A 13,149-nucleotide genomic window follows, 5' to 3' on the forward strand; every position below is an offset into this window, starting at 1 on the left:
TCCAGGGTACACTGATTGAAAGCGTTCTGATCAGATGTGCTGGGGGGCATGATGACTGACGATCCGCCTGTTGAATCTTCGGTTGACTCTTCGGTTGATTCCTCGCCGGTTCCGGTATTGGTGCGCAAGTACCTCGAGTTGGAGTTGCTCGTTGCCGATATCGCGGACTGCGCTGATTCCGATATGTCTGGCGCGGAAGTCAATGAGCTTGTGCGGGTGCATGAACGGATCGCCCGTAAGGTCGAGTTCACCGGGTTGCGTCACCTGTTGCGGGTCTCGGATCGGTCATCGTTTACCGAAGCCGGGTATTCGTCACTGTTCGGTTTCACCCGTAGCGAGTTGCGGTTGACCAAAGGGCAAACCATGTCCCGGATCCGGGCCCTGGAGGCGGTGGGCCGGTTTCATACGTTGCAGGGTGAGGTGTTGGCGCCGAAATGCCCTGCGGCCGAGCAGGCGTGGTCGAAAGGTTTGATCGGGGCGGCGCATATGGATGTCATGTTGGATGTGCGCAAACAGATCCCGTCGGCCTCTGATCCGGCAGTGTATGACGTGGTGGATCATTGGATGACCGAAGAGGCCGTCGGCCAAGATCCCACCCAGTTGACCGCAGCCGGTCGCGCGGTCTTGGCCCGGGTCGACCCTGATGGCCGGTTGACCGATGATTCGGATCGGGCTCGTAAACGGTCGATGGGTATCGGGGATCAGGGGGTGGATTTGATGGCCAAGATCACCGGCACCCTGGACCCGGAAACGTTGGCCCTGTTGAGGACGGTGATGGATGTGTGGGCGGCGCCGGGGATGAACAATCCAGCCGACCCCAACTCGCCGACCGGTGCGTCCGATGATCCGAAACAAGACAAAGAGCTGATCAGAGCTGCTGCTGAGCGGGATACCCGCTCGAAAGGCCAACAATGTCACGACGCGCTCAAGGCGATCCTGAAAACGATTTTGGAGTGCAACCTGCTGGGGAAGTCTCATCGGGGTTTGCCGGCGCAGTTGATCGTCACGATGACCAAGCAGCAGCTCGACGAGTGTGCGGGGATCGCCCGAACGGCGTCGGGGGTGGATATTCCGGTCAACGAGGCCCTGAATCTGGCGGCCCGGTCGGACAAATATCTGGCCGTGTTCGCTGACCACTCCGCTGAGGTGTTGTATCTCGGCCGGACCAAACGGACCGCCCAAAAAGGTCAACGGTTGGCGTTGTTCGTCCGGGATCGAGGCTGCTCACACCCTGGTTGTACCAATCCGGCGACCTGGGTCGAGGCCCATCACTTACTTGCCTGGATCAATGGTGGTCTGACCGACATCGACATGATGGGATCGGCGTGCCCGCCGCACCACAAACTCATCGGTGACGGACCGCATCAGTGGCAGACGATCATGATCACCGAAGGCCCCGACACGGGTCGGGTCGGGTGGATACCGCCGGCGTCGGTGGATCCGGAACGAAAACCGCGGGTCAACCGGGCCCAGCATGTCAACGAAACCCTCGCAGCAGCCTGGGAGAAGGTACTGGCCGATCGCCGGGCGGTGTTGGCCGAAAAGTTGGCGGAACTGACGGACCGCGAACCTGAGGTCCAACCCGATCCCGAACCGGATAGCCCGCACCAAGATGCCTAGCTTATTGCTCAGGCGGTGACCATCAGCGACTGCGAGCCCAATACACGCTCTACGTTGATCTGGATGACCACGCGGCGTGGGTTCACTTTGGGCTCTTTGTAGCGAGCCGCGTAGCGGCGAACACCTTCGGCGACAGCCTCTGGGTCACGGTGGACTGATGCTTCGCCTTCCAACGTCAACCACTGTGGACCGTTCACCTGAAATACCGCCGCGTATCCGGAGCGGTCGACGTTCTTTACCTTCTGGCTGCCTTCGAAGGTGATCACTCGCGCGATCTTCGCCTCGGCGTCGTAGGTGAATCCCACAGCGACAACATGGGGGGTCCCCGACGCACGGACGGTGGTCAGACTCCCGAGGTGGCGTTCGGTGAGAAAGGCCATTGCTGCGGGGGTGAGGTCGTCTGCTGTTTTGGGCACAAGTCGACTTTAGCCAACGCAACCTTCACCCCTCCTGAAGTCGTTTGGGATACTGGCCCGGTGAGTAATGGGCGAGTGGTTGTGCTGTTCGGTGGTCGCAGTGAGATCGGGCTGGAGGTGGCGGCCCGGATCGCTGCCGGGGCGACGGTGATCTTGGCGGCTCGCCGATCAGAGGACCTCGCTGATCAGCGTGAACGGCTGCAATCCGAGAATGCGGCGGCAGTCCACACAATCGAGTTCGATGCGAACGACACCTCGGCGCATGAGGGCCTCATCCAGCAGATCGTTGCCGAGCACGGACCCATCGACGATGCGATCGTGGCCTTCGGCATCCTGGGCGATCAGGCGCGGGCAGAGGTCGACAGTGCCCACGCCCTGCAGATCGCACACACCGACTATCTCGCCCAGATCAGCGTCCTGACCCCGTTGGCCGTCGCGATGCGCGCCGCGAAGCGCGGCAACATCATCGTCTTCTCCTCTGTGGCCGGCGTCCGGGTCCGCCGCGCCAACTACGTCTACGGCTCCACCAAAGCCGGACTGGACGGCTTCGCCAGCGGATTGTCAGATGCCTTGCACGGCAGCGGGGTACACCTCCTGCTGGTGCGCTCCGGTTTTGTCATCGGCAGCATGACAAGAGATTTGATGGCCTCCGGTACCAAACCTGCCCCGATGTCGAGCACCGCACCACAGGTTGCCGACGCAGTGGTGAAAGCGTTGCACCAAGGTAAGCGTGTGGTGTGGGTGCCCGGAAAACTGCGCCCGGTCTTCTTCGTGATGAAACTCCTGCCCCAGGCCATCTGGCGGCGGATGCCGCGATGAGTGAACCGAGGTTTGTGGTCGTCGGTATCGGCGCCGACGGCTGGGACGGCCTATCCGGGAAATCGCAGGACGAATTGCGCTCTGCCACCGATATTTACGGTTCCGCGCGCCAGCTGGATCTGCTTGCACCTCTGGAAGCCGCACGCCACCGGTGGGACAGCCCGATGTCCGAACACTTGCGGCGACTATTGGCCGAGCCACACCCGCAGACCGTTCACATCCTTGCCTCGGGCGATCCGATGTTCCACGGCGTCGGGGCCTCGATCGTCAAACAGGTCGGCGCCCAACATGTTCGCATCCTGCCGGCCGTCTCGAGTGTCAGCCTGGCCTCGGCCCGCCTCGGCTGGGACCTGGCCACGACCCGTATCAGCAGTGTTGTCGATCGACCGATCGACTCGATTCTCTCCGATGTCTCCGATAGCGTTCGCCTGCTGATCCTGAGTCGCGACAACACCACTCCGGCAGCCGTCGCCGACCTGCTCACCGCTCATGGGTTCGGCTGGTCGCAGATGACAGTTCTCGAACAGCTCGGTTCCGATCGGGAACGCCAGGTCACCGGTATCGCGCGAACCTGGACGGGACCTGCCGGCGACCAGCTCAACATTGTTGCCGTTGACTGTCTTGGTCCGGCCGTCAGCAGCCAGGCAGGTCTACCGGACACCGACTTCAGCCACGACGGGCAACTGACCAAACAGGCGGTGCGGGCGCTGACCGTCACCGCCCTCCGGCCTGCCGCACGCCAACTGCTGTGGGATGTCGGTGCGGGCGCGGGTAGCGTCGCCATCGAGTGGCTGCGCACCGACCGGACCTGCTCCGCAATCGCATTCGAATCGAACGACGTACGCCGGGGACGCATTGCGCACAACGCGGCCCAGCTCGGTGTGAGCGCAGGATTGACCGTCCTCGGGGCGGCACCCGATCAGCTGGGTCATGCACCCGATCCCGACGCGATCTTCATCGGGGGAGGGGTGACAATCCCGGGGGTCGTGGAGGAGTGCTGGGATGCCCTGCTCGACGGTGGACGGATCGTGGCGAACGCCGTCACCCTCGAATCCGAGGCTGTTTTGGTGAAATGGCATGCTGCCCTGGGCGGTACGCTTCGTCGATTCCAGATCGACCACGCCGAGCCACTCGGATCGATGACAACCTGGCGCCCCGCGCTCCCGGTGACACAGTGGATCGTCGACAAGCCGAGGACAAACTCATGACGGTGTACTTCATCGGGGCCGGACCCGGCGCCGCCGACCTGATCACCCTTCGGGGCGCAAAGCTGCTCTCGCGGTGCAACACCTGCCTTTATGCCGGGTCGCTGGTCCCGGCTGAGATGCTCGAGCATTGTCCCCCCGGCGCCACATTGATCAACACCGCGAAGATGCCGTTACCGCAGATCATCGAGCACATCGTGACCGCGACCCGTGCCGGCCATGACGTGGCGCGCTTGCATTCCGGCGACCCCGGACTGTATTCGGCGGTGGCCGAACAGATCAGATTGCTGCAGCCGCAAGGAATCTCGTACGAGATCGTCCCGGGTGTTCCGGCCTTCACCGCGGCGGCTGCGGCATTGGGACAGGAACTCACCGTGCCGGGAGTCGGTCAGTCGCTGCTGATTACGCGAGTGTCCACGCTCTCGACCGACATGCCCGAGGGGGAGCAACTCGAAGAGCTCGCCCGCACGGGTGTCACGATGGCGATCCACCTGGCAGCCCATCGGGCCCAACAAATCGTGGATGCATTGACGCCGCATTACGGCAGCGACTGCCCGACGGCGGTGGTCGCCTTCGCCGGCCGCGACAACCAGCAGATCGTTCGGTGCACGTTGACCGAACTCCCGAACCAGCTGGAACGACACGGTATCCAGCGCACGGCGGTCATTTTCGTCGGACGCGTCCTGGCCGCCGCAGAGTTCCCGGACAGTTATCTCTATTCATCTGCCAGGATGACCAAGCTGCGCACCGACCCCCATCTGTCATGAGCGAGGGGACGGTCCTCATCCTGGGCGGTACCGCCGAAGCCCGCGCTCTGGCAGCGCAGCTCGTCGGGGACGGAGTGCAGGTTGTCACCTCACTCGCCGGACGGGTCAAGAATCCGGCGCTACCGGTCGGTGATGTCCGGATCGGCGGGTTCGGCGGCATCGACGGTCTGCGAACGTGGCTGCGTGACAACACCTGCACGGCAGTGGTCGATGCGACGCATCCGTTCGCCCGTCAGATCTCCGCCAATGCCGGAGCCGCAACTGCGAGTCTCGATGTGCCGATGCTGACACTGCGACGACCCGAATGGTCGGCGCAACAGGGGGACCACTGGATCGATGTCCCAGACATCGCCGGTGCAGCCAGAAGCGTCGCGGAATCGGCCCATGAAAAGGGCGATATCCGAGTCTTCCTCACCACCGGTCGCCAAGACGTCGATGCTTTCGCCGACATCGACGACGCCTGGTTCCTGATCCGTCTCGTGGACCCGCCCGAGCGGTCGGTGCCGTCCCGGCATCAGATCCTCCGCAGCCGCGGCCCGTACACCGTCGAAGGTGAACTGGCCCTGATGCGCGAACACCGCATAGACGTGGTCGTCACGAAGAACAGTGGAGGTCCACTGGTTCAAGCGAAACTTGAAGCAGCGCGGCACCTTTCGCTACCGGTCGTCATGGTTCGGCGACCGTCCCCACCCGGCGGCGAAACCGTCGAAACGGCTTCGGCCGCCGCGGACCGGGTCCGTCAGTTGCTCTCGTAGCGGCGGTTGGTGAACGCCACCGGACCACCGATGCGGTCCACGACCGTGGTGGTCGACGAACCGATGATCAACAGTGTCCGCATGTCGACCACGGCCGGATCGAACTCCCCGACGGTGGTGATCACCACCGACTGCTCGGGGCCACCGACGTCGCGCCCGAGGATGATCGGTGTCGACGGGTCCTTGGATCCCAGGACGAGGTCCTTGAGTTCGGCGACCTGCCAATTCCGGCTGACCGATCCCGGGTTATAAATCGCGAGCACCAGATCCGCGGCCAGCGCGGCGCGCACCCGCGCAGTGATCACGTCCCAGCTCTTGAGCCGGTCGGACAACGAGATCACCGCATAGTCGTGTCCAAGCGGCGCGCCCGCCAGACTGGCAACGGCGTTCGCCGCGGTCACCCCGGGCACGACCCGCACCGGGACGTTGCGCCACTGCGGGTCGGCCGCTTCTTCCACCACCGCAGCCGCCATCGCGAAGACCCCGGGATCGCCGGACGACACCACAACGACCCGGGCGCCGTTCTTCGCCAGATCCAGCGCCATGCAAGCCCGTTCGGACTCGACCCGATTGTCGCTGGCGTGCATACGTTGTCCGGGGCGGGGGGTCACCCGATCGAGATAGGTCTTGTAGCCCACGAGGTCGGTGGCCTGGGCCAGCTCCGCGCGCACTTCCGGAGTCGTCCACCGGTCGGCGCCTGGTCCCAAGCCCACGACAACGACCTCGCCGATGGCACCGGAATCCGCTGCCGGTGGTTGCGCACTGTTGAGCTCGCCCGGGATCACGACCATCGAGAAGTACGGCACCGTCGATGCGTCGACATCGACGACGGGCATCACCTTCTGTGCGCCCGTCGAAGCTCGTTCGACATACCACGCCCGGCTGAGGACACCCGACTCACTCAACGCTGCAACCACTTCCGGGAAGGTGCGGCCCAGTTTCATGATCGCCACCGCATCACTGTCCCGCAGTCGGCGAACCAGTTCGGCCTTCGGAAGCGTGCCAGGCAACACGGTCAGGGTCTCGTCGGCTTCGACCAACGGCAGTCCGGTGGCGGCTGCCGAAGCACTGACCGATGTGACGCCCGGGATGATCTCGGTGTCGAACCGGTCGGTCAGTCGCTTGTGCATGTGCATATACGAGCTGTAGAAGAGCGGATCACCCTCGGCCAGCAACGCCACCGAGCGACCTGCCCGCAGATGTTCGGCAAGAACCTCCGCGGAGGCGGCATAGAAGTCGTCGAGCGCTCCGCGATAGCCGCCGGGATGATCGGTCGTCTCGGTGGTCACCGGATACATCAGCCGTTCCTCCAGCTGACCATCCCGAAGATAGGGTTCGGCAACCGACCGGGCGATCGAACGGCCGTGGCGTGCACAGTGATACGCGATCACATCGACCTCACCGATGACCCGCGCGGCCTTCACGGTGACCAGCTCGCTGTCCCCGGGTCCCAACCCCACGCCCCACAATTTTCCGCTGCTGGTCATCGTCATTCCACCTTCGAGGCAAGTGCGTTGAGGGCGGCGGCAGTGATCGCCGATCCGCCGCGACGGCCGAGTACGGTCAAGTACTCCAGGTCGTTCCGATCGGCAAGCGCTGCACACGATTCCGCGGCACCGATGAAGCCGACCGGCGCACCGATGACCGCGGCCGGCCGGGGTCCGCCGGCATCGATCAGCTCGAGGAGTGCGAACAGTGCGGTCGGTGCGTTCCCGATCGCCACCACCGATCCCTCGAGCATGGGACGCCAGAGTTCCACCGCCGCAGCGGTTCTTGTGGTCTCCAGCTCGGCAGCCAGGTCGGGGAGCCGATTGTCACCCAGCAGGCAGAGCACCTCGTTGCCCGCAGGCAGCCGCTTGCGGGTGACGCCGGAAGCGACCATGTTCGCATCACAGAGGATCGGCGCACCGTCCTCGAGTGCCGTACGTGCTGCGGTCACCAGACCTGCACTGGCCCGGACGTCGGTGGTCAGATCGACCTGTCCGCAGGCGTGGATCATCCGGACTACGACCTGCGAGAGGTCATCGTCGAACATGGAGAGGTCGGATTCGGCACGAATCGTCGCGAATGACTGCCGGTAGATCTCGGCGCCGTCTCGAATGTAGGTGTACATAGTGCTCGTCACCATAGATGCCGATCAGAGTCGGCGACGCTTGTACCCCGACGGTGTTGCCTCGACCCGAAGATGGTTCCCTGGCGGCGAACCACACCCGCGTTCACAACCGACCCAGTGCTGACGGTCGTCGACGGCAGCGCCACCAGAGGTCAGGTGCAGTTCGAGGTCGCCGCGGACATCGGCGTGCGACTTGTCGCAGCCCGGCGAGCCGGTGCAGTCGGTGACCTTGGTCCACGGTGAGTTCTCGTCGAAGATCAGGCCCATCGGCGCCAGCACCCGAAGTACGGTGTCGGCCATGCCTTCTGACAGGTCGACGATCAAGATCTCTTTCCGTGGTGTCAGGTAGATGTCGCGTTCGATGGCAGCCAGGAACTCTCCGACGCGTGCCGGGATCCGGCCGTGCGCGACCACCGAGCCGAGTGCCACGAGGTCATCGGTGTCCTGCGCGAGCCAGCCCACCTGCGGTGTCGACGTGGGCTTCGACCTCGAATATTCGCCGGTTTCCGGCAGGGTCGCCAACACTTCGTCGATCGCGGGGCGGTCGGCGACATCCTGGACGCGCCACTCGTCGGTCCGGTCGGCGAGAAACGCATGGGCCAGATCGATCATCAGGTCCGCGGCGCCGTCGGCCGACACCCGCCGTCCGGTGGGCATTCCGCCGATGAGCACGTCGAACGCCCGCTCATCCAACGCCAAAACGCCGATGTCGGGACCCTGGGTCAGGATGTCGCCACGACCGTCGTCGAAGCCGAACAGGATCCTGGCCGGAAGCTCCGCGAGTGTGGGATCGGACTGCAATGCGGCGTCGAATTCTTTCAGGATCGGTCGCGCGTCGACCAGGCCTCCTCGCCGCCCGGTCAATGCCGAGAGCTGCAGGTTGCGGACGCGTTCGTGACTGGGGGACGGGATCAGGCCGGCCTCGAGGATGCGCTGACCGGCACCGTCCACGTCACCGATCCCACGCAGCTGGATGTTGCCGCGCGAGGTCAGTTCGAGATGACCGTCTCCGTAGTCGTCCGACACTCCTACCAGGGATTTCATCTGGCTTGGTGTGATCAGTCCGCCGGGTAGCCGGATCCGTGCGAGGTGGCCATCTGCCGCCGGGTGCGCCGAGAACACACCAGGGCAACGATCGGACGGTCGACTCATGGGGTCCACGGTACTGGCGGTCAATTGCCCGGCCGGGACCCCGTTGAGAACTTGTGGAGTTCGAGATCTGTGGCAGAGCTGCTCATTTCTGGTCCTCTTCTGGTGCCAGGGGGTTCTTGTCCAGGTGTGTTCCCAGGGCATCCGGGCCGGTGTTCCACATCGGGCGATAGGGCGCGAGCCAGCTGTCGATCTCGGCCAGCGCAGACGGTTGGGCCTGGTAGACGCGACGTTGTGCATCTGCGTGAACGGTCACGAGGCCGGCCGCACGAAGAACGCCCAGGTGTTTGGACGTCTGCGGTTGCGCCAGTCCGACGCGTCTGGCCAGCTCGCCCACGGCGCAGGGCTGCACCCGCAGGACATCGAGCATTCGTCGACGATTCGGTTCCGCCAGAGCCGGCCAGATCAGTTCGTTCACAACGAGTATTTTCTCTCCTGGGTATATATCGGTCAAGGAATACAAGGCAGAAATGCGTTCTTATATGCTGATGCCATTCCGCAACGAGGAAGCCGGTGAGAGTCCGGCACGGTCGCGCCACTGTATGGGGTAAACCCCAAGTCAGACCCTTGTTGCTCCGCTGCTACACCCCAACCGCCGGGCGCGCATTCCCGGCAAGGAGGTCCTCGTGATCTTGCTGCTGTCCACTTCGGACACAGATCTGCTGACCGCCAAGGCCAGCGGCGCCGACTTTCGTCTTGCGAACCCGTCCCGCCTGCTCGTCGACGAAGACCTGCCCGGACTCCTGGACGGCGCCGACCTGGTCGTTGTTCGAATTCTGGGTGGCCGGCGGATGTGGGAACAGGGTCTCGACGCGGTGATCGCCGACGGGTTGCCAACTGTGGTGCTCTCCGGTGAACAGCTTCCCGATCCCGACCTGATGTCGATGTCGACGGTGGCTCCCGGTGTGGCCGCCGATGCTCACAACTACCTGGCCCAGGGCGGACCCGACAATCTCGCGAACCTGCACGCATTCTTGTCCGACACCGTGCTGCTCACCGGTCACGGCTTCAGCGCTCCGGCAACAACCGCGCAGTGGGGGATCCTGGATCGAAAATCCCAGGTCGAGGCCACCGGACCGACGATCGCGGTGCTCTACTACCGAGCCCAGCATCTGGCAGGCAACACCGCCTACATCCACGCCCTCTGCGACGCGATCGAGGACAAGGGCGGCCGGTCGCTGCCGATCTTCTGCGCGTCGCTGCGGGCTGCACCTGATGACCTGCTCGAACAGCTTGCGGTGGCAGACGCACTCGTCGTCACGGTACTTGCCGCCGGTGGAACGACGCCGGCCACCGCGTCGGCCGGCGGCGATGACGAGAACTGGAACATCGAACAACTCGCCCGGCTGGACATCCCGATCCTGCAGGGCCTGTGCCTGACGTCCTCCCGCGCCGGATGGGCCGCGAATGACGACGGCATGTCGCCGCTGGATGTCGCCACACAGGTCGCGGTCCCCGAATTCGACGGACGGATCATCACGGTTCCGTTCTCGTTCAAGGAGATCGGTGAGGACGGTTTGCCCTGGTACCGTCCCGATGCCGAACGGTGCGCCCGGGTCGCCGGAATCGCCGTGCGCCACAGCCGACTTCGGCATATCGCTCCGGCGGATCGCCGGATCGCCGTGATGCTGTCGGCCTACCCGACCAAACACGCGCGGATCGGGAACGCGGTGGGACTCGACACCCCGCAGAGCCTGCTCCGGCTGCTCGAAGCCATGCGGGACGCCGGATACGACATCGGGCCGGAGTCGGGCGACGGCTCGGTTCCCGGCCTGGCCGAGGATGATTCGGACAAGCTGATCCACACGCTGATCGCGGCCGGCGGACAGGACCCCGACTGGCTGACCGAAGAAGCCCTGGCCGCCAACCCGATCCGGCTGTCCGCCGCGGACTACCGGCAGTGGTTCGACACGTTGCCGCAGGACCTCCGCGCGTCGATGATCGAGCATTGGGGTCCGGCACCCGGCCGGCTGTTCGTCGACCACTCGGCCAATTCGGACGGCGACATCGTCATCGCGGCAATGCAATTCGGCAACATCGTGTTGATGGTCCAACCGCCGCGTGGTTTCGGCGAGAACCCGGTGGCGATCTATCACGACCCCGATCTGCCGCCGAGTCACCACTACCTGGCCTGTTATCGCTGGCTGTCGTCGCAGCAGCACTTCGCCGCCGACGCGGTCGTCCACGTCGGTAAACACGGCAACCTCGAGTGGCTCCCGGGCAAGACCCTGGGTATGTCGGCCTCGTGCGGCACCGACGCCGCCATCGGTGACCTGCCGATGATCTATCCGTTCCTGGTCAACGATCCCGGCGAAGGGACACAGGCGAAGCGGCGGGCGCACGCCACGCTGGTCGATCACCTGATCCCGCCGATGGCGCGGGCCGAAAGTTACGGCGACATCTCACGTTTGGAGCAGCTGCTCGACGAGCATGCCAACATCTCCGCGCTCGACCCGAACAAACTCCCGGCGATCCGCCAGCAGATCTGGACCCTGCTGCAGGCGGCCAAGATGGACCACGACCTCGGGTTGTCCGAGCGTCCCGAAGAAGACGTCTTCGATGACATGCTTCTGCACGTCGACGGGTGGCTGTGTGAGATCAAAGACGTGCAGATCCGCGACGGCCTGCACATCCTCGGACAACCACCGGCCGGTGACGTCGAGGTCGACCTGGTGCTGGCGATGCTCCGGGCGCGGCAGCTCTGGGGCGGCACGCAGAGCCTGCCGGGGCTGCGAGAAGCATTGGGAATTACCGAAGACGGCACGGCCGGCCGTACCGCCACCGACAGCATCGAAGCCGTCGCGCGGGAGCTGGTGGTGGATTGCGCCAAGGGTGATTGGGACCCCGCCACCATCGCGGCCGTCACCGAAGGCCATCCGGCCGACGTCCGCGAGATCCTCGACTTCGCCGGCAACGAGATCGTGCCTCGGCTCCGCCAGACCGACCAGGAGGTCCCACGGATCCTCCATGCGCTGGACGGCGGGTTCATCCCGGCCGGACCGAGCGGATCACCACTACGTGGACTGATCAACGTCTTGCCGACCGGCCGCAACTTCTATTCGGTCGATCCCAAGGCCGTGCCGTCGAAACTCGCCTGGGAGACCGGCCGCGCGATGGCGGATTCGCTTCTGGCGCGGTATCTCTCGGACCACGGCGAGTATCCGAGGTCCGTCGGCTTGTCGGTGTGGGGGACCAGCGCAATGCGGACATCCGGTGACGACATCGCCGAGGTTCTCGCACTGCTCGGAGTGACGCCGATCTGGGATGAGGCATCTCGCCGGGTGACGGAACTCGACCTGATCGGCCTCGCCGAACTCGGCCGTCCCCGAATCGATGTCACGGTACGCATCTCCGGATTCTTCCGGGACGCGTTCCCCCACGTGATCACGATCCTCGATGACGCCGTCCGGATGGTCGCCGCGCTCGACGAACCCGATGAGTCGAACTACGTTGCCGCCCACGCCCGTACCGACCTCGCCGAGCACGGCGACACCGACCGCGCCACCAGTCGCATCTTCGGGTCGAAACCCGGAACCTACGGCGCCGGACTACTCCAGCTGATCGACTCCAAGGACTGGCGCAGCGACGCCGATCTGGCCGAGGTGTACACGGCGTGGGGTGGTTACGCGTACGGCCGCGGACGCGAAGGTGTCGCCGCGGTCGACGACATGCGTTCGGCGTATCGACGAATTGCCGTCGCCGCGAAGAACACCGACACCCGCGAACACGACATCGCTGATTCCGACGACTACTTCCAGTACCACGGTGGCATGGTTGCCACCGTCCGGGCGTTGACCGGCAAAGATCCAGAGGCCTATATCGGCGACAGCACCAGTCCGGACAACGTGCGCACCCGCACACTCTCGGAGGAGACCACCCGCGTCTTCCGGGCCCGGGTGGTCAACCCGCGCTGGATCGCCGCGATGCAGCGCCACGGCTACAAGGGCGCGTTCGAGATGGCCGCAACAGTCGACTACCTCTTCGGCTATGACGCCACCACCAACGTGATGGCCGACTGGATGTACGAGCAACTCACCGAGTCCTACGTCCTCGACGAGGCCAACCAGGAGTTCATGAACAAATCGAACCCCTGGGCCCTGCACGGCATCGCCGAACGTCTGCTGGAGGCGGCGCAGCGGGAAATGTGGTCGGCACCTCCACCACAGATGCTCGATGAGCTCCGGCGGGTCTTCCTCGAGACCGAGGGCGATATCGAGGGAGCCTGAAACGCCCCCGCGTTCGACGCCATCCGGCCTGGTGCGATTGAATTTCGTGAGATCGGGAGAAAACTGCGCGTCCTGATCG

At 64.6% G+C, this 13,149-nt stretch carries 11 protein-coding genes and 1 riboswitch; of the genes, 6 read left to right on the plus strand and 5 right to left on the minus strand.

Translation table 11 applies throughout. The features are described from left to right. The first annotated feature begins 48 nt into the window (after positions 1 to 48). Positions 49 to 1,620: an HNH endonuclease signature motif containing protein gene (locus AC51GT_RS06870; protein ID WP_496328263.1), complete on the plus strand. Its 1,572-nt coding sequence runs from the start codon at positions 49 to 51 to the stop codon at positions 1,618 to 1,620. 8 nt (positions 1,621 to 1,628) lie between these two features. Here AC51GT_RS06870 and AC51GT_RS06875 read toward each other — a convergent pair whose 3' ends face one another. After that, the gene (locus tag AC51GT_RS06875) at positions 1,629 to 2,036 is read right to left on the minus strand and encodes a PPOX class F420-dependent oxidoreductase (protein WP_496328264.1); all 408 of its coding nucleotides are present in this window, start codon (positions 2,034 to 2,036) and stop codon (positions 1,629 to 1,631) included. Positions 2,037 to 2,096: 60 nt separating this feature from the next. Between AC51GT_RS06875 and dprE2 the strand changes: the two genes are divergently transcribed. Genes dprE2 through AC51GT_RS06895 form a run of 4 tightly spaced genes read left to right on the plus strand, consistent with a single transcriptional unit; the run spans position 2,097 to position 5,582 of the window. Beyond that, positions 2,097 to 2,855: a decaprenylphospho-beta-D-erythro-pentofuranosid-2-ulose 2-reductase gene (gene dprE2 / locus AC51GT_RS06880; RefSeq protein WP_496328265.1), complete on the plus strand. Its 759-nt coding sequence runs from the start codon at positions 2,097 to 2,099 to the stop codon at positions 2,853 to 2,855. Beyond that, the gene (gene cbiE, locus AC51GT_RS06885) at positions 2,852 to 4,063 is read left to right on the plus strand and encodes a precorrin-6y C5,15-methyltransferase (decarboxylating) subunit CbiE (protein ID WP_496328266.1); all 1,212 of its coding nucleotides are present in this window, start codon (positions 2,852 to 2,854) and stop codon (positions 4,061 to 4,063) included. The genes dprE2 and cbiE overlap by 4 nt, the downstream gene beginning before the upstream one ends. Then, a complete protein-coding gene (cobM, locus tag AC51GT_RS06890; RefSeq protein WP_496328267.1) occupies positions 4,060 to 4,827 on the plus strand; it encodes a precorrin-4 C(11)-methyltransferase in 768 nt (255 codons plus the stop codon). Before cbiE ends, cobM begins: the two co-directional genes overlap by 4 nt. Further along, on the plus strand, positions 4,824 to 5,582 hold the full coding sequence (locus tag AC51GT_RS06895) for a cobalt-precorrin-6A reductase (protein ID WP_496328268.1): 759 nt from the start codon (positions 4,824 to 4,826) through the stop codon (positions 5,580 to 5,582). The genes cobM and AC51GT_RS06895 overlap by 4 nt, the downstream gene beginning before the upstream one ends. Here AC51GT_RS06895 and AC51GT_RS06900 read toward each other — a convergent pair. The 4 genes from AC51GT_RS06900 to AC51GT_RS06915 form a co-directional block, all read right to left on the minus strand. Next, positions 5,567 to 7,075, minus strand: coding sequence for a precorrin-2 C(20)-methyltransferase (locus AC51GT_RS06900; protein ID WP_496328269.1), 1,509 nt, complete (start codon positions 7,073 to 7,075; stop codon positions 5,567 to 5,569). The two genes, AC51GT_RS06895 and AC51GT_RS06900, sit on opposite strands and share 16 nt — an antisense overlap. Further along, on the minus strand, positions 7,072 to 7,695 hold the full coding sequence (locus AC51GT_RS06905) for a precorrin-8X methylmutase (RefSeq protein ID WP_496328484.1): 624 nt from the start codon (positions 7,693 to 7,695) through the stop codon (positions 7,072 to 7,074). The genes AC51GT_RS06900 and AC51GT_RS06905 overlap by 4 nt, the downstream gene beginning before the upstream one ends. A gap of 24 nt (positions 7,696 to 7,719) precedes the next feature. Beyond that, positions 7,720 to 8,847: a precorrin-3B synthase gene (cobG, locus tag AC51GT_RS06910; protein ID WP_496328270.1), complete on the minus strand. Its 1,128-nt coding sequence runs from the start codon at positions 8,845 to 8,847 to the stop codon at positions 7,720 to 7,722. Positions 8,848 to 8,929: 82 nt separating this feature from the next. Further along, complete coding sequence (locus AC51GT_RS06915; RefSeq protein WP_496325547.1) at positions 8,930 to 9,262, minus strand: ArsR/SmtB family transcription factor; 333 nt, start codon at positions 9,260 to 9,262, stop codon at positions 8,930 to 8,932. Between the two features lie 80 nt (positions 9,263 to 9,342). Further along, positions 9,343 to 9,418: riboswitch (adenosylcobalamin (AdoCbl) riboswitch) on the plus strand. A 52-nt stretch (positions 9,419 to 9,470) separates the two neighbouring features. On the opposite strand from AC51GT_RS06915, the gene cobN reads away from it, so the two are divergent. Further along, the gene (cobN, locus tag AC51GT_RS06920; protein ID WP_496328271.1) at positions 9,471 to 13,070 is read left to right on the plus strand and encodes a cobaltochelatase subunit CobN; all 3,600 of its coding nucleotides are present in this window, start codon (positions 9,471 to 9,473) and stop codon (positions 13,068 to 13,070) included. Positions 13,071 to 13,149 lie beyond the last annotated feature (79 nt).

The sequence above is a fragment of the Williamsia sp. z34 genome (genome assembly GCF_059553395.1).

Bases quoted from the DNA above. Each gene is read 5' to 3' on its own strand.
- AC51GT_RS06870 (WP_496328263.1), top strand. From the start codon at position 49: ATGATGACTGACGATCCGCCTGTTGAATCTTCGGTTGACTCTTCGGTT.
- cbiE (WP_496328266.1), top strand. From the start codon at position 2,852: ATGAGTGAACCGAGGTTTGTGGTCGTCGGTATCGGCGCCGACGGCTGG.
- cobM (WP_496328267.1), top strand. From the start codon at position 4,060: ATGACGGTGTACTTCATCGGGGCCGGACCCGGCGCCGCCGACCTGATC.
- AC51GT_RS06895 (WP_496328268.1), top strand. From the start codon at position 4,824: ATGAGCGAGGGGACGGTCCTCATCCTGGGCGGTACCGCCGAAGCCCGC.
- AC51GT_RS06900 (WP_496328269.1), bottom strand. From the start codon at position 7,075: ATGACGATGACCAGCAGCGGAAAATTGTGGGGCGTGGGGTTGGGACCC.
- AC51GT_RS06905 (WP_496328484.1), bottom strand. From the start codon at position 7,695: ATGTACACCTACATTCGAGACGGCGCCGAGATCTACCGGCAGTCATTC.
- cobG (WP_496328270.1), bottom strand. From the start codon at position 8,847: ATGAGTCGACCGTCCGATCGTTGCCCTGGTGTGTTCTCGGCGCACCCG.